This window comes from Microbacterium neungamense (assembly GCF_024971095.1).
In the GTDB taxonomy this organism is placed as follows: domain Bacteria; phylum Actinomycetota; class Actinomycetes; order Actinomycetales; family Microbacteriaceae; genus Microbacterium; species Microbacterium neungamense.
The window spans coordinates 882,473-907,363 of record NZ_CP069717.1 but is presented as its reverse complement, the minus strand read 5'-3'; the positions used below and the strand labels follow the sequence as shown (position 1 = coordinate 907,363).

The window sequence follows — 24,891 nt, the reverse complement described above, 5'->3', positions numbered from 1 at the left end:
CTGATCCTCACGCCTCTCCCCCGACCCGCCAGTCGATCGGCGCCGCGCCGAGGCCCTCCAGCAGCGCGTTGGATCGCGAGAACGGGCGAGAGCCGAAGAACCCCCGGCTCGCCGACAACGGCGACGGATGCGCGGACTCGATCACGGGCGTCCCGCCCAGCAGCGGCTTCAGTCCCGCCGCATCCCTGCCCCACAGCACCGCCACGAGCGGCTGGTCGCGGGCCACGAGCGCGCGGATCGCCCGCTCGGTCACCTTCTCCCAGCCCCAGCCGCGGTGCGAGGCCGGCGCGCCCGGGCGCACGGTGAGCACCCGGTTCAGCAGCAGCACCCCCTGATCGCTCCACGCGCTGAGGTCGCCGTGCGGGGCGGGCGGGATGCCGAGATCGCTCTCCCGTTCCCGGTAGATGTTCGCCAGGCTCCGCGGCAGCGGCCGCACCTCGCGGTCGACGGCGAAGGACAGGCCGATCGGATGCCCCGGCGTCGGGTACGGGTCCTGCCCGGTGATGAGCACCCGCACCTCGGACAGCGGGCGCTGGAAGGCGCGCAGCACGTGGGCGCCGGCAGGCAGGTAGCCGCGGCCGGCGGCCTGCTCCGCACGCAGGCGATCACCGAGCTCGGCGATCAGCGGCTGCACCGGGGCCAGCGCCTGCGCCCAGCCCGGGTCGAGCAGCCCGTCCTCGGCGAGCTGCGCGAGGGTCCGCGGCATCAGTCGTCGTATCCGCGGGGGCGCAGCGGTCCGCGGGCGAGCAGGTGGTGGGCCGACTGGGCGACCGGGCGCATCGTGACCAGATCGAGGTTCACACGGCGCGGGGCGCTCAGTGCGTAGGCGATGAGGTCGGCGACGTCCTCGGCGAGCAGCGGCTCCTCCACCCCGGCGTACACCGACTCCGCGGCCACCCGGTCGCCGCGGAGCCGGTTCAGCGTGAACTCCTCGGTGTGCACCATTCCCGGGGCGATCTCGGCGACGCGGATCGGCTCGCCGTTCAGCTCCTGCCGGAGCACCTTGACGAGCATGGACTGCGCGGCCTTGGCGGCGTTGTACCCCGCACCGCCGGGATAGGCGACCTGCGCCGCGGTCGAGGTGACGAACACGGTGTCCGCGTGCCCGTCGTCCGCCGCCGCGCGGCGCAGCAGCGGCAACAGGCCGGAGACGAGGCGCTTGCTGGCCAGGACGTTCGCGTCGAACATCCACTGCCAGTCCTCGATCGCGCCCTCCTCCACGCTCTCGGTGCCGCGGGCCCCTCCGGCGACCTGCACCAGGGCGTGCAGCGGGCCGGTGGACTCCAGCTCCGACACCATCGCGGCGACGGCGTCCCCGTCGGTCAGATCGCACGCGATCGCACTCGCCCCGGTCTCCGCGGCCAGCGCGGCGAGCCGGTCCTCGCGGCGGGCCACGCCGACGACGTCCCAGCCACGCCCGCGCAGCGCGCGCACGGTCGCCTCGCCGATCCCTGAACTCGCTCCCGTCACCACGGCACGTCTGTTCACCATGCCTCCACCGTACGATGTTTCCGCGGACGGGTCCGGAGACCTCCCGGAGAGCGTGTTACGTCACATTTCCCGTGGCTTGTTGACGAACCGGCCGGTTCCCTACTCTCGCTGCAAGGCATCCGCCTCGCCCATCCACCGCCGCCGGCGGCCTCTGAAACCGGGAGAACCTCATGTCCGCAGCCGAGACCTGGCGCTTCGAGACCAAGCAGATCCACGCCGGCGCTGCGCCCGACCCCGTCACGAAGTCGCGCGCCACGCCGATCTACCAGACCACCTCGTACGTCTTCGACAACGCGGACCACGCGGCGAACCTGTTCGCCCTGGCGGAGTTCGGCAACATCTACACCCGCATCCAGAACCCGACCCAGGACGTGCTCGAGCAGCGCCTGGCAGCCCTGGAGGGCGGCACCGGCGCCCTCGTCCTCTCCAGCGGGCAGGCGGCGGCCACCTTCGCCGTGCTGAACATCGCGGAGGCCGGTGACCACATCGTCTCGTCGAGCTCGATCTACGGCGGCACCTACAACCTGTTCAAGTACACCCTCGCCAAGCTCGGCGTCGAGGTCACCTTCGTGGAGAACCAGGACGACCCGGAGCAGTGGCGCGCCGCCGTCCGCCCGAACACGAAGCTGCTCTTCGCGGAGACCATCGGCAACCCGAAGATCAACGTCCTCGACATCCGCACCGTCGCCGACATCGCGCACGAGAACGGTCTGCCGCTCATCGTCGACAACACCATCGCCACCCCATACCTGATCCGTCCGTTCGAGCACGGCGCGGACATCGTGGTGCACTCGGTGACCAAGTTCCTCGGCGGCCACGGCACCACCATCGGCGGCGCCATCATCGACGGCGGCACGTTCCCGTGGTCGCAGCACGTCGACCGCTTCCCCGGCCTCACCGAGCCGGACCCGTCCTACCACGGCGCCAGCTACACCGCCGCGGTGGGCGACGGCCTCGCCTACATCATCAAGGCGCGCGTGCAGCTGCTGCGCGACCTCGGCTCGGCGATCGCCCCGCAGAGCGCGTGGAACCTGATCCAGGGCGTGGAGACCCTGTCGCTGCGCGTCGAGCGTCACGTGCAGAACGCGCAGGAGATCGCGGAGTGGCTGGAGAACCACGACGACGTCGCCACCGTCAACTACTCCGGCCTGCCGTCCTCCCCGTGGTACGCCGCGGCGAACAAGTACGCCCCCAAGGGCGTCGGCGCGGTGCTCTCCTTCGAGCTGAAGGGCGGCGTGGAGGCGGGTCGCGAGTTCGTGAACAGCCTGTCGCTGTTCAGCCACCTCGCCAACATCGGCGACGTGCGCTCGCTGGTCATCCACCCGGCGTCCACCACGCATTCGCAGCTCACCCCGGAGCAGCAGCTGTCGGCCGGCGTCACGCCGGGCCTGGTGCGCCTGTCGGTGGGCCTGGAGAACGTCGAGGATCTCAAGGCCGACCTCGACCACGCCCTCGCCGCCGCGCGCCGTGTCTCGGAGGCCGCGCGCGCCTGACGAGACCGACGCACGAACGGATGCCCCGGACCCCGCGGTCCGGGGCATCCGCGTCACCGGCGGTCGCCGCCTCCGCGTAACCTGCGGTCGCGGCGCAGACCCGCACGGGAGAATGGATCCATGGACTGGCAGACGACCTCGGAGGACACGGTTCCGTCCGCGCCGGTGACCGAGGCCGACGTCCGCCTGCTCCGCGCCCGGCCGCCGGCGACCGGCGCGTGGCGCGACGGCGATCCGCCCGGCGACCGCCGCTTCACCGAGCTGGGCACCTTCCGCACCGAGAACGGCGCCGAGCTGCCCGCCGTGCGCCTGGCCTGGGAGTCGTGGGGCGAGCTGAGCCCGGCGCGCGACAACGCCGTGCTGGTGCTGCACGCGCTCACCGGCGACAGCCACGTGCGCGGCGAGGCCGGCCGCGGGCATCCCACCGCCGGCTGGTGGGAGGAGGTCGTCGGTCCGGGCGCCCCGATCGACACCGACCGCTGGTTCGTGATCGCCCCGAACATGCTCGGCGGATGCCAGGGCTCGACCGGCCCGGCGAGCATCGCCCCGGACGGCTACGAGTGGGCCTCCCGCTTCCCCTACCTCACGATCCGCGACCAGGTCGCCGCGCAGACGATGCTCGCCGACGCCCTCGGCATCGACCGCTGGGCCGCGGTCGTGGGCGGGTCGATGGGCGGCATGCACGCCCTGGAGTGGGCGATCACGCATCCGGACCGGGTGGAGCGCCTGGCCGTGCTGTCGTCTCCCCCGGTGACCACGGCGGACCAGCTCGCGCTGAACTTCGTGCAGCTGGAGACGGTGCGGATGGATCCGCGCTTCGCCGGCGGCGAGTACTACGACGCCGGCCTCGGCGAGGGCCCGCACCGCGGGCTGGCCCTGGCCCGGCGGATGGCGCTGCTGAACTACCGCAGCCCGATCGAGCTGAACCAGCGCTTCCAGCGCTCCTGGCAGTCCGGGCTGTCCCCGCTCGGCCGCGGCGGCCGGTTCGCGGTCGAGTCGTACCTGGACTTCCACGGCAACAAGTTCACCCGCCGCTTCGACGCGAACAGCTACATCACTCTGGTCGAGGCGATGAACTCGCACGACGTCGGACGCGACCGCGGCGGCGTCGAGGAGGCCCTGCACGCGGTCACCGCGAAGACCCTCGTGATCGGCATCGACTCCGACCGGCTGTTCCCGGTCGACGGGCAGCAGCGCATCGCGCGCAGCATCCGCAACCTCATCGACGACGAGGCGGTGGTGCTGCACAGCGACTTCGGGCACGACGGGTTCCTCATCGAGACGGACGCCGTCGGCGAGCACCTGCGGCGCCTGCTCGACGCCTGAGCCCGCTCGGCGCCGGCGGACGCGTGCGCCGGGGGCTCCGGGTCACGGCCGGCGCTCGTAGCGCCACGGCGGCGCGGCCATCAGCAGGCGGTGCCGCTGTCCTGCCTCCCCGGGCGCCTCCGGATGCTCCTCGTCACCGCCCCACAGCGCGAGCATGCCCTCGGCGGTGCGCCGCATCCGGGTGACGAAGTGCTCCGGCGCGCCGAGCGCGGCATAGACGTCGTCGACCGTGGCGCGATCACGCAGGCCGTGCAGGGTCACCCAGGTCGGCGGGAACAGCGACATCTCCCCCGCCTCGTGGCGGCGGAACGCCTCCGCGACCGTCATCCAGGCCGCCTCGACGACCTCGTCCGGGCTGAGCCGCAGCGGGTCGCCGAGATCGCGGGCGAGGAAGAACCACGTGCGGATGCGGACCGGGACCTCCGGCGGCGGGCTCCACTGCGACAGGAGGGCCGGATCGGCGATGCGGATGCCGGTCTCCTCGGCGGTCTCCCGGACGGCGGCGCGCAGCGCGGCATCCGCCTCCGTCCCGCCGGGCAGCGCATCAACGGGCTCGACCTTGCCGCCGGGGAACACCCAGGCGTCCGCGAAGGACCCGGATGCCGGCCGGCGCAGCAGCAGCGCCTCCGGCCCGGCGGGGCCGTCCCGGAGCACCACAGCGGTGCCGGCGACGGGGAGCGACGCATCCACGCCCCCACTGTAACCGGCGGCGGGACGGCCGGTCAGGCGACCGTCGATCGCCGTGCGCCCCCGGATCAGGCGACCGAGGGTGATGCGGTCCTCACTCGTCGCGTCCCTCCGGCCCGGTCTCGCCGATGGCCCGTTCCAGCCGCTCGATCTTGGCGTCCAGCTCCCCGGTGTAGCCCGGGCGGATGTCGGCCTTCAGCACCAGGGACACGCGCGAGCCGAACGGCAGCACCGCCTCGGTGGCGCGCTTGACGACATCCATCACGGTGTCCCAATCCGGTCCCTCGATCTCGGTGAACATGCTCGTGGTGCGGTGCGGGAGCCCGGATTCCCGGACGATGCGCACCGCGGCGGCGACGGCGTCGTGGACGGAGCCGTCCTCACGTCCGGTTCCGGACGGGGCGACGGAGAAGGCGACGAGCATGGGTCCTCCAGGTGTGGGTCAGCGGGCAGAAGCGGTCAGCGGGTCGGTCCGCGCAGGATAGCGCGCACGGATGCGGCGAGGAGCACGAGCAGCAGCGCGTTGCGGATGCTGAGCACGGCCACCGGCAGCGCCTCGGCGCGCAGCAGCGCGTCGTAGCCGAGCGGGTAGACCGCGAAGGTGAGGGCGCACAGCGCCAGCACGAGCGCGGCCGGCAGCAGGGCGCGCGCCCGGTCGAGCACGAGCCACAGGACCACCGGGGCGAGCAGCCAGGTCTGGAACTGCGGGGAGCCCACCTTGTTCGTCACGATCAGGGCGGTCACCAGTGCCAGGGCGAGCGGCGGCAGCAGGTGCCGGGCGTCCACGCCTCGGCGCGCCCGGTGCACGCCCAGGGCGAGGAGGGCGGCGACCGCGAGCGCCATGACCGGCGTGAGGGCCGCCGCGACGGCATCCGCTCCCCCGGCCTCGACCTGGAAGGTGAGGATCTCGAAGCTGTACGCGATGGACGCCGAGCCGGCCACCGCCAGCCAGAGGAACGGGGTCGCCGCCACCGCCTCGATCTGCAGTCCGCGGCCGGTCTGCGCGGTGAGGAACCCGAACAGCTCGCGGTCGGCGCCGAGCAGGAGCAGCAGCAGGGCGATCGCGCCCGCGGTGCCCGCCGCTGCCACCAGCATCCGCCGCCGGTCGCGGACGGCGACCAGCGCCGCCGCCACCAGCGCACCCGGCCAGATCTTGATCCACGCCCCGACGGTGAGCAGGGCCATCGCCACCTCCGGGCGGCGGCGCAGCCACAGCGCCCCGATGACGGCGAGGGGCACGGTGACCGCGTCGATCCGGTACAGCGCGATCGGGCCGAGCAGCACCAGTGCGGCGCACCAGAACCAGGCCGCCCCGACCCTGCGCGCATCCCGGCACCGGCCGACCAGGACGGCGAACGCGAGCAGGTCGCCCACGGTGACGAGCAGCGCCCACGCGACGAGGTAGCCGCCCTGCGCGCCGAGCAGCGGCACCAGGGGCGCCGCGATGCCGTGCGCGGCGAGCATGGGCAGCAGCGCCAGCTGCGGGTACACCCACGGCTCGGTGATGCCGACGACGGCGCCGCCGGAGGCCGCCGATGCCGCCCACGGCTGGTACACCAGCACGACGTCACCCATCGGCTGCGCCGGCAGCACCCAGCCGAGAACGGCGACCAGCGCATGCGCGAGGACGAAGGACGCCCACAGCACCGCCGCGCGGGCTGTCGCGATTCGCGTCACGAGAGCAGGTCCGCGATCGCCCGCGGCAGCGCCTCCGCGACGTCCAGGGCGACGATCGGATGCCCGGACGCCCCGTCCTGCGCTCCGGATGCCAGCCGCGCGGCGTGTCCGTGCAGCCACGCCGCCGATGCCGCGACCTCCACCGGAGCGCGCCCGGGGTTGGCGGCCGCGAGTGCGGCGATGACACCGGCCAGCACGTCGCCGGTGCCCGCGGCGGCGAGCCAGCCGGGCGCGTCGCCGACGCCGAGCACCTCGCCGTCGGGGTCGGCCACGAGCGTGCGGGATCCCTTCAGCAGCACGGTCTGCCCGAGCCGGGCGGCGATCGCCGCGACCGCGCCCTCCCGGTCCCGGTCCAGATCGGCGTCGGCCCGGATGCGTTCGCACAGCCGGCGGAACTCCCCGGCGTGCGGGGTGAGGATGAGGGGTGCCGCCGCGCCGGGCGCGAGGTCGAGCGCCCCGGCGTCCACGACGACGGGAACATCGCCGGCGAGGATCTCGCGCAGGGCGCGCTCCTCCTCCGCGGTGCGCCGGCCGGCATCCGTGCCCGACCCGACCACCCACGCCCCGGGACGCGTGCGGCCGATGTCCGGGCCGGCCACGGTCTCCGGCCGCCGCGCGAGCACCGCATCCGCCGCCGTGCCGACGTAGCGCACGTAGCCGGCGCCGGCGCGCCACGCCGCCTCGACGCCCAGCACCGCGGCACCGGGGTAGTCGGCCGATCCGGTGCGGATCGCGACGACCCCGCGGGAGTACTTGTCGTCCCCCGGGCCGGGCACCCGCAGCAGGCTCCGCGTCTCGCTCCTCGACCACTCCCGGACCATGGCTCCACGTTAGCGTGCACCGACCGGTGCGCCCGGGGCGATAGCGTCGGAAGGGTGAGCATGCTGTTCTCCCCCCTGACCGTCCGCTCCCGCACGTTCCGCAACCGGCTCTGGGTCTCGCCGATGTGCATGTACAGCGCCGTCGACGGCGTGCCGCAGGAGTGGCACCACACCCACCTCGCCCAGTTCGCCTCCGGCGGCGCGGGGCTGATCGTGGCCGAGGCGACCGCCGTGGTTCCGGAGGGGCGGATCTCGCCGCGCGACACCGGACTGTGGAACGACGCGCAGCGCGATGTGTGGGCCCCGATCGTCGCCGCGATCCACGCCCGCGGCGCGCACGCCGGCATCCAGCTCGCGCACGCGGGCCGGAAGGCGTCGACGTGGTGGCCGTGGGCCGAGCAGCGCGGATCGGTGCCGCTCGACGAGGGCGGCTGGCAGACCGTGGCGCCCTCGGCGGTGGCGTTCGAGGGCTTCGCGGAGCCGGTCGCCCTGAATGCCGCGGGCATCGAGCGTGTGGTGACCGGGTTCGCGGATGCCACGCGCCGTGCGCTGGAGGCCGGCTTCGACGTGCTGGAGATCCACGGCGCACACGGCTACCTGCTGCACGAGTTCCTCTCCCCGCTGTCGAACCTGCGCGACGACGAGTACGGCGGCACGCTGGAGAACCGGGCGCGTCTGCTGCTGCGCGTGGTGGACGTCGTGCGCGAGGTCGCCGGGGACGAGGTGCCCCTGTTCGTGCGGATCTCGGCGACCGATCACGCCGACGGCGGGTTCACCCCCGAGGAGGCGGCGCAGGTCGGCGACTGGGCGGTCGCGCACGGGGCGGACCTCATCGACGTCTCCAGCGGCGGGCTGGTCGCGCATCAGCGCATCGAGCTCGGCCCGGGCTACCAGGTGCCGCTGGCGGAGACCGTGCGGCAGAGCGGGCGCATCCCGACCTCGGCGGTCGGCCTGATCACCGCGGCCGAGCAGGCCGAGCAGGTGCTCGCCTCGGGCGCCGCGGATGCGATCTTCGCCGGCCGGGAGTGGCTGCGCGATCCGCACTTCGGACTGCGTGCCGCGCATGAGCTCGGCGTCGAGGCGCCCTGGCCGCCGCAGTACCTGCGCGCCCGCTGGCGCTGAGGTGTGTCAGCGGCCGTGACCGCGGCGGGTGGCGTCCTGCACCTCGCCGATGAGCTCCTCGAGGATGTCCTCCAGGAACAGCACCGCCGTGGTCTCGCCGTGCGCGTCACGCACCCGCGCCAGATGCCGGCCCGCTCTGCGCATCGCGGCCAGCGCGTCCTCGAGATCGGTGTCCTCCTGCACGGGCACCATGTGGTGGATCCGCTTCGCCGGCACCGGCGCAGCCGCCTTCTCCGCGGCATCCGCCCCCTCCGCCGCGCGCAGGATGTCCTTCAGGTGCACGTACCCGACCGGCGAGCCGTGCTCGTCGACGATCACGTACCGCGAGAACCCGTACCGCGCGACCGCGCGCTCGATGTCGTCAGGGGTGGTGTTCTGCGGCAGGGTGACCAGCTCCGACAGCGGCACCGCGATGTCGCGGGCCTTCTTGTCGGTGAACTCCACCACCGCCGCGACCGTGCCCGCGGCATCCGTGAGCACGCCCTCACGACGCGACTGGCTCACGATCGTGGCGACCTCTTCGATCGTGAACGCCGACGCGGCCTCGTTCTTCGGCTCCACCCGGAACAGCCGCAGCACCGCGTTCGCGGTGGCGTTCAGCAGCCAGATCACGTGCCGGAACAGCCGCGACACCCACACCAGCGGGGTCGCGAGGAGGAGCACCGCGCGGTCGGGCAGAGAGAAGGCGAGGTTCTTCGGCACCATCTCGCCGAAGACGACGTGCAGGAACGACACCAGCGACAGCGTGATCACGAACGACGCCACCGAGACGACCGAGTCGTCCCAGCCGATCGCGTGCAGCGGGACCTCCAGCAGGTGGTGGATGGCCGGCTCGGACACGTTCAGGATCAGCAGGGAGCAGATCGTGATACCCAGCTGCGAGGTCGCCAGCATCAGCGTGGCGTGCTCCATCGCGTACAGCGCGGTCTTCGCCGGCCGCGACCCGCGTTCGGCGAGCGGCTCGATCTGCGAGCGCCGCGCGGAGATGACGGCGAACTCCGCGCCGACGAAGAAGGCGTTGGCCGCGAGCAGCACGACCAGCCAGACCAGGCCCGCCCAGTCGCTCATCGCTCCTCCTCCGTCGCCGTCTCCACGGGGTCGGGACGGTAGCGGATGCGGTCCACCCGCCGGCCGTCCATGCGGACCACCTCGAGGGACCCGGTCTCCAGCCGCACCTCGTCGCCGACGGCGGGCACCCGCTCCAGCACGCTCATCACGAACCCGCCCACGGTGTCGTAGACGTCCCCTTCGGGCACCTCGATGCCGGTGCGCTCGCGCAGCTCGTCGGGCCGCAGCTCGCCGGGGAAGGTGATCGAGTCGCGCCGCCGGACGATGCCCGCGCGGGTGCGGTCGTGCTCGTCGGACACCTCGCCGACGATCTCCTCCACGAGATCCTCGAGCGTCACGACCCCGGCCGTCCCGCCGTACTCGTCGACGACGATCGCCAGCTGGTAGCCCTTGGCGCGCAGCTCCGCGACGAGGGCGTCCAGGTGGACCGTCTCGGGCACGCGCAGCGGCTCGGTGGCCAGCGCGCCCACCGGCACCTCGCCGCGGCGCTCCCTGGGCACCGAGACGGCGGCCTTCACGTGCACGATGCCGGTGATGTCGTCGAGGTCGTCGTCGTACACCGGGAAGCGGCTGTGCCCGGTGCGCCGGGCGAGCTGGATGACGTCGTTCGCGGAGTCGCCGGCGGACAGCGCGTGCATGCTCGGGCGGGCGGTCATGATGTCGGCCGCGGTGAGGCGCGCGAAGGTGAGGCTGCGGTCCAGCAGCGTCGCGGTGTCCTTCTCCAGCACCCCGGCGCTCGCCGACCGGCGCACCAGGGAGGACAGCTCCTCGGCGGTGCGCGCCCCGGACAGCTCCTCCTTCGGCTCGACGCCCATGCCGCGCAGCACCGCGTTCGCGCTGCCGTTGAGCAGGATCACGGCGGGCTTGAACACCGCCGTGAACGCGGTCTGGAACGGGATCACCAGCTTCGCGGTGGCCAGCGGCAGCGCCAGGGCGAAGTTCTTCGGCACCAGCTCGCCGAGGATCATCGACAGCACCGTGGCGACGAGCATCGCGATCGTCGCGGAGACCGGCCTGACCGCCGGCTCGGGCAGCCCCCAGGACAGCAGCACCGGACGCAGCAGGCTGGACAGCGCCGGCTCCATGGTGAAGCCGGTGAGCAGGGTGGTCAGCGTGATGCCCAGCTGCGCGGAGGACAGGTGCGTGGAGGTGATCCGCAGCGCCCGGATCGTGAGCGACAGGCGGGATTCACCGCGCGCCTGCCGCGCCTCGAGGTCGGCGCGGTCGAGGTTGACCAGCGCGAACTCGCTGGCCACGAACAGGCCCGTGCCGATGATCAGGAGGAGCCCCACGCCCAGCATCAGGAGTTCCATCAGCTGCTCCCCTCAGCGCCGGTGCGATCCGGTCGGACAGGGGTCGGGCGGTGGGGCCGGGGACTGCAGGAAGGGGGGTCGTCCATCGTGCGCCCGAGTCTACCCAACCGGTCCGGCCCCGGCATCCGCTACCAGCTGACCGGCAGCGCCTTGCCCTCCTCGTACCCGGCCGCGGACTGCAGCCCGACCAGCGCGCGGTCGTGGAACTCGGGGACGGTCGCCGCGCCCGCGTACGTGAACGACGAGCGGATGCCGGAGGTGATCATGTCCAGCAGGTCCTCGATGCCGGGGCGCAGCGGGTCGAGGTAGATCCGCGAGGACGAGATCCCCTCGGCGAAGAGCTCCTTGCGGGCGCGCTCGTACGCGTCCAGGCGGCCGAACCGGGCCTGCACCGCCTTCGTGGAGGCCATCCCCCACGACTCCTTGTAGATCCGGCCGTCGGCGTCCCGCTGCAGCTCGCCCGGCGCCTCCACGGTGCCGGCGAACCAGGAGCCGATCATGACGGATGCCGCGCCCGCGGCGAGCGCCAGGGCGACGTCCCGCGGGTAGCGCACTCCCCCGTCCGCCCAGACGTGCGCCCCCAGCCCCCGCGCCGCCTCGGCGGTCTCCAGCACGGCGGAGAACTGCGGCCGGCCCACCGCCGTCATCATCCGGGTGGTGCACATCGCGCCCGGGCCGACGCCGACCTTGAGGATCGAGGCGCCCGCCTCGACGAGGTCCTTCACCCCGTCCGCGGTGACGATGTTGCCGGCCACGATCGGGATGCCCAGGGCCAGGCCGGCCACCGCGGCGAGGGCGCGCAGCATCCCCTCCTGGTGTCCGTGCGCGGTGTCGACGACGAGCACGTCGACACCGGCGCCGGCCAGCGCCCTGGCCTTGCCTGCCACGTCCCCGTTGATGCCGACCGCGGCGGCGACCGCGAGGCGGCCGGAGCCGTCCACCGCGGGCCGGTACAGCGTGCTGCGCAGGGCGGAGCGGCGGCTGATCGTGCCGACCAGGTGCGCGTGGTCGATGACGAGCGCGGTCTCCACGTCCAGTGCGTCGATCGCGTCGAACGCCGCGCGCCCGTCGCCGATCTCCTCCGCATCGATCGCCGGGGCGTGCCCGCGGACGAGGTCGCAGAGCGCGGCATCCGGGAGCGCCGTGGCGAGCCGGCTCGCCGGCACCACGCCCGCGACCGACTCCACCGGCAGGGAGCCGTGCGGATGCGGCGGTGCGACGACGATCCCGTGCCCCTCCGTCGGCGGCAGCAGCCGGAGGGCGTCGGCGACGGTGGCGTCCGGCGGCAGCACCAGCGGGGTATCCCAGCGCACCGGCTGATCCTTCACCCAGCGGATCGCGGCGTCGAGCTCCTGCAGCGGCAGATCCTGCGGCAGCACCCCGATCCCGCCGCGGCGGGCGAGCGTCGCCGCCAGGCGCGGCCCGGTCACCGAGTTCATGTTCGCGGCGACCAGCGGGATGGTCGCCGGCGTGCCGTCGGCCGGGCTGAGATCCACCTGGAGCCGGCTCGTCACGGCCGACCTGCGGGGCACGAGGAACACGTCCGAATAGGTCAGGTCCACCATCGGCCGCTCACCGGAGAACTCCATGGCTCCACCGTACTCTCCGCCCCGGACGGCGCCCGGCAAGCCCACACGATCGGCATCCGGAATGGGACTAGGCTTGAATCCCGAAAACGTGAGCGGATCCGGACACCGGCAGTGTCCTGCCGCAGCACACCGATTCAGCGATGAAAGAGGGCGATCGAGCGTGTCGAACCAGGTGACCGGCGTCGGGGGCGACGGAGGGTTCGGAGCCAATTCGTGGCTCGTCGACGAGCTCTACGAACAGTTCAAGAAGGACCCCGACTCGGTCGACAAGGAGTGGTGGCCGATCCTGGAGAAGTACCAGCCCGAGGCCGCCGCCCCTGCGGCATCCGCCACGCAGACCTCCGGCGCCCACCCGGTCACCGCGCCGATCCCCGTCATCGGCACCCAGCCCGTCGCGCGCACCACCGCCAAGCCGGCCGCGCAGGCCCCGATCCCGGCGCAGGCACCCAAGCCTCAGGCGAAGACCGACGAGGCGCCCGTCGACGAGGACAAGGTCACCGTCCTGCGCGGCATGCCCAAGACGCTCGCGGCCAACATGGACGAGTCGCTCAGCGTGCCGACCGCGACCAGCGTGCGCACGATCCCGGCGAAGCTGATGATCGACAACCGGATCGTCATCAACAACCACATGGCCCGCACGCGCGGCGGCAAGGTCAGCTTCACGCACCTCATCGGCTGGGCGCTCATCCAGACGCTCAAGGAGTTCCCCAGCCAGAACGTGTTCTACGCCGAGATCGACGGCAAGCCGTCCGTCGTCGCCCCGGCGCACGTCAACCTGGGCATCGCGATCGACCTGCCCAAGCCCGACGGCACGCGCGCGCTGCTGGTGCCGAGCATCAAGCGCGCCGACACGATGACGTTCAACGAGTACCTCTCCGCCTACGAGGACCTCGTCACGCGCGCCCGCGGCAACAAGCTCACCGCCGCCGACTTCCAGGGCACCACGGTCTCCCTCACCAACCCGGGCGGCATCGGCACCGTGCACTCCGTGCCCCGCCTGATGAAGGGCCAGGGCTGCATCATCGGCGCCGGCGCGCTGGAGTACCCGGCCGAGTTCCAGGGCTCGAGCGACAAGACCCTCGCCGCTCTCGCCATCGGCAAGACCATCACGCTCACCAGCACCTACGACCACCGCGTGATCCAGGGCGCCGGCTCCGGCGAGTTCCTGAAGAAGGTGCACGAGCTGCTGATCGGCGAGCGCGGCTTCTACGACGAGATCTTCGCCGCGCTGCGCATCCCTTACCAGCCGATCCGCTGGAACGCGGACATCTCGGTGGACCTCGCCGAGAAGATCGACAAGACGGCGCGGGTTCAGGAGCTCATCAACGCGTACCGCGTGCGCGGCCACCTGATGGCCGACACCGACCCGCTCGAGTACGTGCAGCGCTCGCACCCCGACCTCGAGATCGAGAAGCACGGCCTCACCTTCTGGGATCTGGACCGCGAGTTCGTCACCAACGGCTTCGGCGGCCGGCGGGTGATGAAGCTGCGCGACATCCTCGGCGTGCTGCGCGACTCGTACTGCCGCACCCTGGGCATCGAGTACATGCACATCCAGGATCCGGAGCAGCGGCGCTGGTTCCAGGAGAAGGTCGAGGTCAAGTACGTCAAGCCCGGCCACGACGAGCAGCTGCGCGTGCTGCGCAAGCTGAACGAGGCGGAGGCCTTCGAGACCTTCCTGCAGACGAAGTTCGTCGGCCAGAAGCGCTTCTCCCTCGAGGGCGGCGAGTCGCTGATCCCGCTGCTCGACGAGATCCTGCAGGGCGCGGCCACCTCCGGCCTGGACGGCGCTGCGATCGGCATGGCGCACCGCGGCCGGCTGAACGTGCTCACCAACATCGCCGGCAAGACGTACGGCCAGGTGTTCCGCGAGTTCGAGGGGTCGCTCACCCCGGGCAACCAGCGCGGCTCCGGAGACGTGAAGTACCACCTCGGCACCGAGGGCACCTTCGTCGCGGAGGACGGCTCGGAGCTGCCGGTGTACCTCGCCGCGAACCCGTCGCACCTGGAGACGGTGGACGGTGTGCTCGAGGGCATCGTCCGCGCCAAGCAGGACCGCAAGCCGATCGGCACCTTCTCCTGGCTGCCGATCCTCATCCACGGCGACGCCGCGTTCGCCGGCCAGGGTGTGGTGGTGGAGACGCTGCAGATGTCGCAGCTGCGCGGATACCGCACCGGCGGCACCGTGCACATCGTGGTGAACAACCAGGTGGGCTTCACCACCCTGCCGACCGACTCGCGCACCTCCGTGTACGCCACCGACGTCGCCAAGACCATCCAGGCGCCGATCCTGCACGTGAACGGCGACGACCCGGAGGCCGTCATCCACGTCGCCCAGCTGGCATTCGAGTACCGCGAGCGCTTCCACCGCGACATCGTGATCGACCTGGTCTGCTACCGCCGCCGCGGCCACAACGAGGGCGACGATCCGTCGATGACCCAGCCGCTGATGACCGACCTGATCCAGGCGAAGCGGTCGGTGCGCAAGCTGTACACCGAGGCGCTGGTCGGCCGCGGCGACATCACCGAGGAGGAGTACGAGGAGGCGAAGGCCGACTTCCAGAACCGCTTGGAGATCGCGTTCGCCGAGACGCACGCCGCCGAGACCGGCGCCACGCCGATCGCCCCCGAGCTGAACCGCGTGGACGAGCAGGTCGGCTCCCCCGAGACCACCGGCGTCGCGCTCGAGGTGATCCACCTCATCGGCGACGCCCACGCGAACAAGCCGGAGGGCTTCACCGTGCATCCGAAGCTGCAGCAGCAGCTGGACAAGCGCGTGGAGATGAGCCGCAACGGCAACATCGACTGGGGCTTCGGCGAGTTGCTCGCCTTCGGCTCCCTGCTGGTCGAGGGCACGCCGGTGCGCCTGGCCGGGCAGGACTCGCGGCGGGGCACGTTCGTGCAGCGGCACGCCGTGCTGCACGACCGCAACAACGGCCAGGAGTGGCTGCCGCTGACGAACCTGTCCGAGAACCAGGCCCGCTTCTTCGTGTACGACTCGCTGCTGAGCGAGTACGCGGCGCTCGCGTTCGAGTACGGCTACTCGGTGGAGGACACGAAGGCGCTGGTGCTGTGGGAGGCGCAGTTCGGCGACTTCGCGAACGGCGCGCAGTCCGTCATCGACGAGTACATCTCCGCGGCCGACCAGAAGTGGGGGCAGCAGTCCGGCGTGGTGATGCTGCTGCCGCACGGGTACGAGGGTCAGGGCCCCGACCACTCCTCCGCCCGCATGGAGCGCTTCCTGCAGCTGTGCGCGCAGGACAACATGATCGTCACGCGCCCGTCCACGCCGGCCTCGTACTTCCACCTGCTGCGCCGCCAGGCGTACGCGCGGCCGCGCAAGCCGCTGATCGTGTTCACGCCGAAGGCGATGCTGCGCTTGCGGGGTGCGACCAGTCCGCTGCAGGCGTTCACGCAGGGACGCTTCGAGCCGGTGCTGGACGACGACCGCGGGCTGGACCGCTCGGCCGTGACGCGGGTGCTGATCCACTCCGGCAAGGTGCACTGGGATCTGCGCAACGAGCTGGAGAAGAACCCGAACCCGCGGATCGCGCTGGTGCGCCTGGAGCAGCTGTACCCGACCCCGGTCGACGAGCTCAAGGCGGTTCTGGACACGTACCCGAACGCCGAACTGGTGTGGGTGCAGGAGGAGCCGGAGAACCAGGGCGCCTGGCCGTTCCTCGCGCTCGCGTTCGCCGGGCGCCTGGGCGATCGCACCCTGCGCGGCGTCACCCGCCCGGCATCCGCCTCGCCGGCGACCGGCTCGTCGAAGGTGCACGCCATCGAGCAGGCCGAGCTGCTGCGCACCGCGCTGACGCTGGACTGACACCTCACGCGAAGAGCGCCGCTCCCGTCGCGGGGCGGCGCTCTTCGCGTCCGTGCGGAGGCCGGGTCTTCCCCGGCGCGCCGGGGCGGCCGCTCTCGCCGGTCCCCCAGGGCGGGCCGCCGGGACGGGCCGCTCGCGCCGCGGGCGGCATCCCGCTCGAACACGCCGATGTTGCGCACCTCACGCAGCCGCGCGGCGATCTCCTCCGCCGTCTCCTCGGACGGCTCCTCGTCCAGGAAGCCGCGGACCTCGGCGCGCACGAACGCGCGCACGTCGACGGCGTCACCGGTGTCGACGATGCGGTAGTCCAGGCCCGCGTCGCTCAGGCGACGGGCGGACGTGGGTCGGCGGGGATGTCACGCGAGTCGATGAGGGTCACCCGCCCACCCTATCGAGCCGGTCCGACAGGGCCGCGCCGCAGGCCTCGGCCTGCTCGAACCGCGGCGCCGTCCTCGGGCCCGCCTCGGGGCCCCGACGTCAGTGGACGGCGGCCTGCACCGCGCGGATGCGGGCGAGCACCTGATCGCGCAGCGTCTCGGGGGCGGTCTCACGGCAGGCGCGCGCGACGACCTCCGTCAGCGTGGTCGCGACCAGCGCCTCGTCCTTGCACGACGGGCAGTTCTCGAGGTGCTCGCGGATGTCCTCGTGCTCCGTCTTGCACACCTCGTTGCGGAGGTACTCCTCGAGATCCCGGCGCGCCTTCTCGCAGCCGCAGTCGCTCATTTCCTGCTCCTCGGTTCGGCCGCGGTGATGCCTCGCTCCGCGGCGTAGTCTGCCAGCAGCTCCCGCAGCATCCGCCTGCCACGGTGCAGACGGCTCATCACGGTGCCGATGGGTGTCTTCATGATGTCGGCGATCTCCTGGTACGAGAACCCCTCGACGTCCGCCAGGTAGACGGCCAGCCGGAAGTCCTCGGGGACCTCCTGCAGGGCGTCCTTGACGACGGACGCCGGCATGCGGTCGATCGCCTCCGCCTCCGCCGACCGGCTGTGCGTCGCCGTGGTCGACTCCGCACCGCCCAGCTGCCAGTCCTCGAGATCGTCGATCGTCCCCTGGAACGGCTCCCGCTGCTTCTTGCGGTAGATGTTGATGTACGTGTTCGTCAGGATGCGGTAGAGCCACGCCTTCAGGTTCGTGCCCTGCGTGAACGTCGACCAGGAGCCGTACGCCTTCACGAAGGTCTCCTGCACGAGGTCGGCCGCGTCGGCGGGGTTGCGCGTCATGCGCATCGCCGCCGCATAGAGCTGATCCATGTACGGGATCGCCTGATCCTCGAAATCGCGCCGGGGGTCGCCGGATGCTGTGTCGTCCATCACCGGCCAGTCTAGGCCGCTGAGGTCGATGACCTCGGGGTCGAGCGTCGCGAGCATCCGCACCTCCGTTATCGGTTCCGGGACCGGGGGTTCACTAGGGTAGAAACCGATGAGCGCTGCACGGTATTCCACTCCCCCCGCCACGGCTCCGTACGCCGCGCCGGTCGCCGACGGCGCCGTGCACGCGACGGTGAACGTCCCCGGCTCCAAGTCGCTGACGAACCGCGAGCTCATCATCGCGGCGATCGCCGACGGACCGGGCCGGCTGGTGCATCCGCTGCACTCGGACGACTCGCGCCGGATGATCGAGGCGCTGCGGGCGCTCGGCATCGGCGTCGAGGAGGCGGACGGCGACGGCGACTTCGGCCCGGACCTGGTGGTGACCCCGGCTCCCCTGGCCGGCGGCGTGACCGTGGACTGCGGTCAGGCCGGCACCGTGATGCGCTTCATCGCCCCGCTGGCCGGCCTTGCGGCCCGGGACGTGCACATGACCGCGCACGAGACGGCGCTGCACCGGCCGATGGGCGCCATGATCAGCGCGCTGCGCGATCTCGGCGTCGACGTCGACGACGAGGGCACCTGGGCGCTGCCGTTCACGATCCGCGGGCACGGACACATCCGCGGGGGCCGGGTGGAGATCGACGCCTCCGGCTCCAGCCAGTTCGTGTCGGGCCTGCTGCTGGCCGCGCCGCGGTTCGACGTCGGCCTGCACCTCGTGCACACCGGTGCGCACCTGCCGAGCGTGCCGCACATCGACATGACCATCGAGTCGCTGAGCCGGCGCGGCATCCGCATCGAACGCCCCGCGCACGGCGAGTGGCTCGTCGAGGCGGGGGTGCCGCGCGCCAAGGAGATCGCGATCGAGCCGGACCTCTCCAACGCCGCGCCGTTCCTGGCCGCCGCGCTCGTGACCGGCGGCGCCGTGACGGTGCCCGGCTGGCCGCTGCACTCCACGCAGCCCGGCGCCCTGCTGCCGGCGATCCTGCAGGCGATGGGGGCGCACGCCTCCCGGCACGGCGGGGCGCTCACGGTGCGCGCCGGCGACGGCATCCGCGGCCTCGATCTGGACCTGTCTGCCGCGAGCGAGCTGACCCCCACCATCGCCGGCCTCGCCGTCTTCGCGGACGGCCCGACCACCATCCGCGGCGTCGGGCACATCCGCACCCACGAGACCGACCGCATCGCCGCCCTGGTGGGCAACATCCGCGCCCTCGGCGGGCGCGCGGAGGAGCTGCCGGACGGGCTGCGGATCGTCCCCGCCCCGCTGCACGGCGGCGCCTGGCCCGCCCACCACGACCACCGGATGGCCACCACCGGAGCGCTGATCGGGCTGCGCGTCCCCGGCGTGCGGGTCGACGAGATCGGCACCACCGCGAAGACGCTGCCCGAGTTCACGCTGCTGTGGGAACGGATGCTGGGGGCCGCGTGAGCTGGCTCGGCGACGACGACCTCGACGACGCGTTCGACGAGTTCGACGAGAGCCGCATCCGCACCCGCCCGAACCCGAAGGCGAACCGGCCCCGTACGAAGCGCCGTCCGGCCCACGAGGACGCCGAGATCGGCCGCGTGCTGGGCGTCGACCGGGGCCGGTACACGGTGCTGGTCGGCGAGGGCACCCCCGAGGAGCGCATGGTGACCGCCGCACGCGCCCGCGAGCTGCGCCGCACCCCGATCGTCACCGGCGACCGGGCCCGCGTCGTCGGCGACACCTCAGGCGCCGAGGGCACCCTGGCCCGCATCGTCGGCATCCTGGAGCGCACCTCGCTGCTGCGGCGCAGCGCCGACGACACCGACCAGGTGGAGCGCGTGATCGTCGCGAACGCCGACCAGATGCTCATCGTCGTGGCGGCCGCCGACCCCGAACCGCGCCCCCGTCTCGTGGACCGCTACCTGGTCGCGGCGCTGGACGCGGGCATCCGCCCCCTGCTCGTGGTGACCAAGACCGACCTCGCCGACCCGGGCCCGTTCCTGACCCATTTCGAGGGGCTCGACGACCTGCGGGTGTTCACCAGCGCGCGCGGACGGATGCCGCTGGACGAGATCGGCGCGGCCCTCGTCGGGCACTCCACCGTGTTCGTGGGGCACTCCGGCGTCGGCAAGTCGACGCTCGTGAACGCGCTCGTCCCGGATGCCGGACGCGCGACCGGGCACGTGAACGAGGTGACCGGGCGCGGGCGGCACACCTCCTCGTCGACGGTGTCGCTGCGCTACCACGGGGAGCACGGCAGCGGCTGGGTGATCGACACCCCCGGTGTGCGCTCCTTCGGCCTCGGGCACGTCGACCCGGCCAACATCCTCGCCGCGTTCACCGAGCTCGCCGAGATCGCGGAGGACTGCCCGCGCGGATGCACGCACCTGCCCGACGCCCCGGACTGCGCACTGAACGAGGCTGCGGCCGCCAGCCGGCTGAGCGCGTCCACCCGGGCGCGCCTGGACTCCCTGCAGCGCCTGCTGGAGACCTTCCAGGCGTGACCCGACCGGTGACCCGACCGGCGAGCCCGGCCGGAGCTGCGGGCGTGACCCCACCGTCATCCACGACGGTGCCGTCGCGCGTCCCCCGTAGGCTGGAGGCATGACGAACGCGCGCCTGGAACCCGGAGACACCGCCCCCGATTTCGCCCTGCTCGACCAGGACGGCAACACGGTGACGCTGGGCGATCTGCGCGGGACGAAGACGATCCTGTACTTCTACCCCGCCGCGATGACCCCCGGATGCACCACGCAGGCGTGCGACTTCCGCGACAGCATCTCCTCCCTGCAGGGCGCGGGCTACCAGGTCGTCGGCATCTCGCGCGACACCCCGGAGAAGCTCGCGGAGTTCCGCGAGCGCGACGGGCTCACCTTCCCGCTGCTCAGCGACCCCGACCACGCCGTGCACAGCGCGTACGGCGTGTGGGGCGAGAAGATGAACTACGGCAAGGTGATCGAGGGCGTCATCCGCTCCACCTTCGTCCTCGACGAGGACGGCGTCGTCACGCACGCGCTCTACAACGTCAAGGCCACCGGGCACGTCGCCCGGCTGCGCAAGACCCTCGGCCTGGCCGCCTGACGGATGCGGCGGACGCGGCGTCCCGGGATGGACGTCGCGCATCCGGCATCCGCCGCTTCACGCGTGCAGGCGCGGGTCCTCCCGGCCCTCGCGGCGCACCGCGGCGATCAGCAGCACGAATCCGACCAGGCCGGGCAGGCCCACCCCGAGCGTGAACAGCCACGGGACCGGCTGCAGCGAGAGCGAGGCCAGGCCGAGCGCCACGCCGAGCACCTGGAAGACGACCGCGCCGGACCGCGCCCACGACCTCCGCCGCACCGTGCCCACCGCGAACGCAGCGAGCGCGGCCGCAGCCAGCAGCGTCAGCACGATCAGCGCGAGCGCAGCCGGCAGCGAGGCCGCATCCCCGGCGCCGAGGGCGAACAGCTCGAGCAGCGCGATCGCGGCGAGCGCCACCGCCTCGGCGACGAGGACGACGGCCGCGGCGACGGCGGGACGGGATGGGCGCACGCGCACTCCTCTCAAGGGATGTCAGAAAACCCTTGATTTCAGTTTGTTTCTGTAACACAATGGACAAAGCCATGTGCTCCCACAGCGGAGTGGGGCGAGCACTCGCTCGTATCACACAGGGTACCGGACCCGAACCAGCACCCGAATTCTAGCGCGTCGTGAACGCGACCGCCCACACCGAAATCACATTCTGAGGAGCCCATCGATGGACTGGCGCGACAAAGCAGCCTGCCTGACCGTCGACCCCGAGCTGTTCTTCCCCGTGGGGAACACCGGCCCCGCGGTCGACCAGATCGAGAAGGCCAAGGCCGTCTGCGCCACCTGCACCGTCACCGAGATCTGCCTGCAGTACGCCCTCGAGTCCGGCCAGGACTCGGGCGTGTGGGGCGGTCTCTCCGAGGACGAGCGCCGCGCCCTGAAGCGTCGCGCCGCGCGCGCCCGCCGCGCCGGCTGACCCCCGGCATCCCCTCCCTCTCTTCCCGTTCGGGGCGGATTCTCGCGTTCGGGGCGGTTCTCCGCCGCCCCAAGTGTGAGAATCCGCCCCGAACGCGTTCGGCGGGCCGGCTCAGGGCGTCACTTGGTGATCCAGCGGAGCGGGATGTCGATGGTCACCTGCGTGCCGTCGCCGTCCTGGCCCTTCCACTCGATCGTTCCGCCGAGCTCGCCCTGGATGAGGGTGCGCACGATCTGGGTGCCCAGGCCCTGACCGACCCTGCCCTCGGGCAGTCCGTGGCCGGTGTCGCTGACGATCACGCGCAGGTGCTCCTCGGTGCGGAACGCCTCGATCGTGACCACGCCCTCCTGGCCGGCCAGGCCGTGCTCCACGGCGTTCGTGACCACCTCGGTGAGGGCGAGGGCGAGCGGGGTCGCGTACTCGCTGGGCAGCACGCCGAAGCGCCCTTCGCGCTGGGTGCGCGCCCGGGTGTTCGGGGCGGCGGCGACCTCGGCGACGAGCTTCAGCACCCGGTCGAAGACCTCGTCGAAGTCGACCGTCTGCGCCAGACCGCTGGCGAGGGTGTCGTGCACGACCGCGATGGACTCCACCCGCCGCATCGCCTGGGTCAGCGCTTCGCGCGCCTCCTCGGAGTGCGTGCGCCGCGCCTGGATCCGCAGCAGCGAGGCCACCGTCTGCAGGTTGTTCTTCACCCGGTGGTGGATCTCGCGGATCGTGGCGTCCTTGGTGATCAGCTCCTGCTCCTGGTGGCGCAGCTCGGACACGTCACGGCACAGCACGATGGCGCCGATCCGGGTGCCGTGGTCCTTCAGCGGGATCGCCCGCAGCGACACGGTCACCCCGCGCGCCTCCATGTCGGTGCGCCACGGCGCCCGCCCGGTGACCACGACCGGCAGCGACTCGTCCACCTGCCGGGAGGGCGGCACGATGCGCGTGGTGACCTCGGCGAGCGACTCGCCCTCCAGCTCGTCGTCGAACCCCATCCGGTTGAACGCGGACAGTGCGTTCGGGCTGGCGAACGTGGTCACCCCGTCGACATCGATCCGGATCAGCCCGTCCGAGGCGCGCGGCGCGCCGCGGCGCGGCGCGGTCGGTGCGGACGGGTCGGGGAACTCGCCGGAGGAGATCATCCGGAACAGGTCGTTGGCGCATTCGTCGAAGCTGATCTGCTGCCGCAACGGCATCCGCGCCTCGCCGAGATTGGTGTGCCGGGTGAGCACGCCGAGCACGGTGCGCCGGCCCCCGTCGCGCTCGTCGCCGGCGCGCACGATCGGCACCGCGCGCACCCGCGTCGGCGTCTCCTCGAACCAGTCCGGCGAGGAGGAGTCCACGATCTCCCCGCTCTCGAACGCGGAGCGCACCTGGGTGCGCCACTGCGGGCGCACCTTCTCGCCGACGATGTCGCGGTAGAACAGGGTGGCCGCGCCGCTCGGGCGGGAGTGGGCCACGGCGACGAAGGAGCCCTCGTCGGCCGTCTCGACCCACATCACGATGTCGGCGGATGCCAGGTCCGCCAGCAGCTGGCCGTCGCCGGCCAGGCGGTGCAGCCATTCGACGTCGGCTTCGGTCAGCCGGCCCTGGGCGTGGACGAGATCGCTGAGGGTTGACACTCCCCCAGCCTAGAGCGTCGTGCGGCGAGCGCCCGGCAGCGAGACGGGGCCGCCCGGGGTCACAGCACCGCGAGGGAGGTGGCGCGCCAGCGGCCGTCCAGCCCCTCGAGCCGGATCGCCACGGCGCGCGTTCTGCCGGGCCCTGCCACCACGATCGCCGCCTCCACCACGCCGTCGGCGGGGGCGGCGTGGTGGATGGAGAGGATGCGGAAGCTCGGCCGCGTCGGCGCGGTGCCGCGGGCGCTGCGCGCCCGCGCGGAGAGGTTGGCACGCGTGACCAGGGCGCGGAACGCGTCCTCGCTGAACCAGCGCGCCAGCTGATCGACCTCCCGCACGCCGGCGAGCACCTCGAGGGCGCCCTGGGTGAGGCTGCGCAGCAGCGGCACCGGGTCAGGCAGCTCCGTCGCCGAAGTCGGCTGCGGTGCGAAATAGTCGTTCAGCATCATCGTCGTCTCGTCCCCCCGATCCGAGGCCGGCGCTCCCGTGCGCCGACTGCGAAGGTAACCGAGCCGGTGCCGGCGCGGACAGGGTTCCGCCGCCCTGTGGAGAACCCGCCTGTGGAGAACCCGCACGGCGCGGGCGCGGCTACCCTACCCTCGGTCGGGTGGAATGGGATCACCTCTTCGACGACCTCGAGGATCAGCTCGCGGCCGAATGGGAGGCCGAGCGCGCCGCCCTGGACGCGGAATCGGAGCGGCTGCGGATCGCGAAGCTGGCGCTGCGCGACCGGCTGCGGACGATCCCGCAGGGCGCGCCCGTGCTCCTCGAGCTCGCCGACGGTGGCCGGCTGCACGGACGGATGCAGGAGGTCGGGGCCGACTGGCTCGCGCTCGCGGCCGAGGCCGCGCCGGCGCGCGTCACGATCGTCCCGCTGCGCGCGGTCGAGGCGGTCGGCGTCGACCACGGGATGCTGCTGGCGACCCTCGAACCCGATCAGCCCGCCCCGGGCATCCGCGAACGGATGACGTTCGGGTTCATGCTGCGCGATCTCGCCCGGCGCCGCATCCCGGTGCGCCTCGGGCTGCGCTCCGGCGATCCGAGGCACGGCACGATCGACCGCGCCGGCGCCGACCACCTCGATCTCGCCCTGCACGACCCGGGCGAGCCGCGGCGGGCGCGCGCGGTGCGCGGCCACCGGATGATCCCGCTCGACGCCGTGGTCTGGGTGCGCCCGGAGCCGTGACGGACACGGGCGCGGTCTGACGGAACCTGCCGTGATCGGTCCGACCCGCGTCGTGGCCGTCCCGCGTCGCGACCCGGTCAGGATCCGCGGTACGGGCTGGTGCCCCACACCTCCGGGAAGCTGGCCTCGTTGGACTGGCGCCACAGCGCCATCCGCCGGGCCTCCTCGGACTGCGCGTCGAGGTACTCGGCGATGCTGGCCTCCTCGACCCGCCACCGGGGCGGGGACCCGAGCTGCGACCCGCGCAGCCGTCCCTCGTGGATGAGAGCGACCACCTCGTCGACCTCGATGCTGAGCAGCTCGGCGACCTGGGCGGGTGCCAGGAACCGCGGTGCGGGAGGTGTGTGGGGCATGGCCCCATTCTCCACGGCCCGGGGCCGGGACGCCCCTGCGAATCGGCTCTGTGGATAACTTCGGCG

24 protein-coding genes are annotated in these 24,891 nt (G+C 72.6%); 9 read left to right on the top strand and 15 right to left on the bottom strand.

Features of this window, described 5'->3' with window-relative positions; translation table 11 throughout:
• Nucleotides 1–7: 7 nt before the first annotated feature.
• Nucleotides 8–706 (bottom strand): uracil-DNA glycosylase, encoded by a 699-nt coding sequence (locus JSY13_RS04260; protein ID WP_259607795.1) that lies wholly within the window; start codon nt 704–706, stop codon nt 8–10.
• Nucleotides 706–1,491, bottom strand: a complete 786-nt coding sequence (locus tag JSY13_RS04255) for an SDR family oxidoreductase (protein WP_259607794.1) — start codon at nt 1,489–1,491, stop codon at nt 706–708. Before JSY13_RS04255 ends, JSY13_RS04260 begins: the two co-directional genes overlap by 1 nt.
• A 170-nt stretch (nt 1,492–1,661) precedes the next feature.
• Between JSY13_RS04255 and JSY13_RS04250 the strand changes: the two genes are divergently transcribed.
• Nucleotides 1,662–2,984, top strand: coding sequence for a bifunctional o-acetylhomoserine/o-acetylserine sulfhydrylase (locus JSY13_RS04250; RefSeq protein ID WP_259607793.1), 1,323 nt, complete (start codon nt 1,662–1,664; stop codon nt 2,982–2,984).
• A gap of 120 nt (nt 2,985–3,104) precedes the next feature.
• Complete coding sequence (gene metX, locus JSY13_RS04245; RefSeq protein WP_259607792.1) at nt 3,105–4,310, top strand: homoserine O-acetyltransferase MetX; 1,206 nt, start codon at nt 3,105–3,107, stop codon at nt 4,308–4,310.
• A 42-nt stretch (nt 4,311–4,352) separates the two neighbouring features.
• Here metX and JSY13_RS04240 read toward each other — a convergent pair whose 3' ends face one another.
• From JSY13_RS04240 to JSY13_RS04225, 4 genes are all read right to left on the bottom strand, one after another.
• Nucleotides 4,353–5,000, bottom strand: a complete 648-nt coding sequence (locus JSY13_RS04240; RefSeq protein ID WP_259607791.1) for an NUDIX hydrolase — start codon at nt 4,998–5,000, stop codon at nt 4,353–4,355.
• Nucleotides 5,001–5,091: 91 nt separating this feature from the next.
• Complete coding sequence (locus JSY13_RS04235) at nt 5,092–5,421, bottom strand: thiamine-binding protein (RefSeq protein ID WP_259607790.1); 330 nt, start codon at nt 5,419–5,421, stop codon at nt 5,092–5,094.
• A 35-nt stretch (nt 5,422–5,456) separates the two neighbouring features.
• Nucleotides 5,457–6,674, bottom strand: coding sequence for a hypothetical protein (locus JSY13_RS04230; RefSeq protein WP_259607789.1), 1,218 nt, complete (start codon nt 6,672–6,674; stop codon nt 5,457–5,459).
• On the bottom strand, nt 6,671–7,495 hold the full coding sequence (locus tag JSY13_RS04225) for an NAD(P)H-hydrate dehydratase (protein ID WP_259607788.1): 825 nt from the start codon (nt 7,493–7,495) through the stop codon (nt 6,671–6,673). Before JSY13_RS04225 ends, JSY13_RS04230 begins: the two co-directional genes overlap by 4 nt.
• Before the next feature lie 54 nt (nt 7,496–7,549).
• Here JSY13_RS04225 and JSY13_RS04220 point away from each other — a divergent pair, with 54 nt between their 5' ends.
• Complete coding sequence (locus tag JSY13_RS04220) at nt 7,550–8,617, top strand: NADH:flavin oxidoreductase/NADH oxidase (protein WP_259607787.1); 1,068 nt, start codon at nt 7,550–7,552, stop codon at nt 8,615–8,617.
• Nucleotides 8,618–8,623: 6 nt separating this feature from the next.
• On the opposite strand, the gene JSY13_RS04215 is transcribed toward JSY13_RS04220, so the two are convergent.
• The 3 genes from JSY13_RS04215 to guaB1 form a co-directional block, all read right to left on the bottom strand.
• Entirely contained in the window at nt 8,624–9,685 is a 1,062-nt protein-coding gene (locus JSY13_RS04215; protein WP_259607786.1) for a hemolysin family protein, read from the bottom strand.
• Nucleotides 9,682–10,998 carry a hemolysin family protein gene (locus JSY13_RS04210; RefSeq protein ID WP_259607785.1) on the bottom strand — a complete coding sequence of 439 codons (1,317 nt, stop codon included), beginning with the start codon at nt 10,996–10,998 and terminating at the stop codon, nt 9,682–9,684. The genes JSY13_RS04215 and JSY13_RS04210 overlap by 4 nt, the downstream gene beginning before the upstream one ends.
• Nucleotides 10,999–11,126: 128 nt before the next feature.
• A complete protein-coding gene (guaB1, locus tag JSY13_RS04205) occupies nt 11,127–12,587 on the bottom strand; it encodes a GMP reductase (RefSeq protein WP_259607784.1) in 1,461 nt (486 codons plus the stop codon).
• A gap of 160 nt (nt 12,588–12,747) precedes the next feature.
• On the opposite strand from guaB1, the gene JSY13_RS04200 reads away from it, so the two are divergent.
• Nucleotides 12,748–16,413, top strand: a complete 3,666-nt coding sequence (locus tag JSY13_RS04200; protein ID WP_259607783.1) for a multifunctional oxoglutarate decarboxylase/oxoglutarate dehydrogenase thiamine pyrophosphate-binding subunit/dihydrolipoyllysine-residue succinyltransferase subunit — start codon at nt 12,748–12,750, stop codon at nt 16,411–16,413.
• A gap of 477 nt (nt 16,414–16,890) precedes the next feature.
• Here JSY13_RS04200 and JSY13_RS04195 read toward each other — a convergent pair whose 3' ends face one another.
• Both JSY13_RS04195 and JSY13_RS04190 read right to left on the bottom strand, forming a co-directional pair.
• On the bottom strand, nt 16,891–17,136 hold the full coding sequence (locus tag JSY13_RS04195; protein ID WP_259607782.1) for a zf-HC2 domain-containing protein: 246 nt from the start codon (nt 17,134–17,136) through the stop codon (nt 16,891–16,893).
• The gene (locus tag JSY13_RS04190) at nt 17,133–17,783 is read right to left on the bottom strand and encodes a sigma-70 family RNA polymerase sigma factor (RefSeq protein ID WP_272653688.1); all 651 of its coding nucleotides are present in this window, start codon (nt 17,781–17,783) and stop codon (nt 17,133–17,135) included. Before JSY13_RS04190 ends, JSY13_RS04195 begins: the two co-directional genes overlap by 4 nt.
• Before the next feature lie 52 nt (nt 17,784–17,835).
• Here JSY13_RS04190 and aroA point away from each other — a divergent pair, with 52 nt between their 5' ends.
• The 3 genes from aroA to bcp all read left to right on the top strand — a co-directional run bounded on the left by aroA (nt 17,836) and on the right by bcp (nt 20,775).
• Nucleotides 17,836–19,155: a 3-phosphoshikimate 1-carboxyvinyltransferase gene (gene aroA / locus JSY13_RS04185; RefSeq protein ID WP_259607781.1), complete on the top strand. Its 1,320-nt coding sequence runs from the start codon at nt 17,836–17,838 to the stop codon at nt 19,153–19,155.
• Nucleotides 19,152–20,198, top strand: a complete 1,047-nt coding sequence (gene rsgA / locus JSY13_RS04180; RefSeq protein WP_259607780.1) for a ribosome small subunit-dependent GTPase A — start codon at nt 19,152–19,154, stop codon at nt 20,196–20,198. The genes aroA and rsgA overlap by 4 nt, the downstream gene beginning before the upstream one ends.
• A 100-nt stretch (nt 20,199–20,298) precedes the next feature.
• Nucleotides 20,299–20,775 carry a thioredoxin-dependent thiol peroxidase gene (bcp, locus tag JSY13_RS04175; RefSeq protein WP_259607779.1) on the top strand — a complete coding sequence of 159 codons (477 nt, stop codon included), beginning with the start codon at nt 20,299–20,301 and terminating at the stop codon, nt 20,773–20,775.
• A 57-nt stretch (nt 20,776–20,832) separates the two neighbouring features.
• Here bcp and JSY13_RS04170 read toward each other — a convergent pair whose 3' ends face one another.
• Complete coding sequence (locus JSY13_RS04170) at nt 20,833–21,225, bottom strand: hypothetical protein (RefSeq protein ID WP_259607778.1); 393 nt, start codon at nt 21,223–21,225, stop codon at nt 20,833–20,835.
• 205 nt (nt 21,226–21,430) lie between these two features.
• On the opposite strand from JSY13_RS04170, the gene JSY13_RS04165 reads away from it, so the two are divergent.
• The gene (locus tag JSY13_RS04165) at nt 21,431–21,679 is read left to right on the top strand and encodes a WhiB family transcriptional regulator (protein WP_071641453.1); all 249 of its coding nucleotides are present in this window, start codon (nt 21,431–21,433) and stop codon (nt 21,677–21,679) included.
• Between the two features lie 119 nt (nt 21,680–21,798).
• On the opposite strand, the gene JSY13_RS04160 is transcribed toward JSY13_RS04165, so the two are convergent.
• Complete coding sequence (locus JSY13_RS04160; protein WP_259607777.1) at nt 21,799–23,289, bottom strand: sensor histidine kinase; 1,491 nt, start codon at nt 23,287–23,289, stop codon at nt 21,799–21,801.
• A 59-nt stretch (nt 23,290–23,348) separates the two neighbouring features.
• A complete protein-coding gene (locus JSY13_RS04155) occupies nt 23,349–23,735 on the bottom strand; it encodes an Rv3235 family protein (protein WP_259607776.1) in 387 nt (128 codons plus the stop codon).
• A 158-nt stretch (nt 23,736–23,893) separates the two neighbouring features.
• On the opposite strand from JSY13_RS04155, the gene JSY13_RS04150 reads away from it, so the two are divergent.
• Nucleotides 23,894–24,472, top strand: a complete 579-nt coding sequence (locus JSY13_RS04150; RefSeq protein ID WP_259607775.1) for a hypothetical protein — start codon at nt 23,894–23,896, stop codon at nt 24,470–24,472.
• A gap of 77 nt (nt 24,473–24,549) precedes the next feature.
• On the opposite strand, the gene JSY13_RS04145 is transcribed toward JSY13_RS04150, so the two are convergent.
• Nucleotides 24,550–24,825, bottom strand: a complete 276-nt coding sequence (locus JSY13_RS04145; RefSeq protein ID WP_259607774.1) for a helix-turn-helix domain-containing protein — start codon at nt 24,823–24,825, stop codon at nt 24,550–24,552.
• Nucleotides 24,826–24,891: the final 66 nt, after the last annotated feature.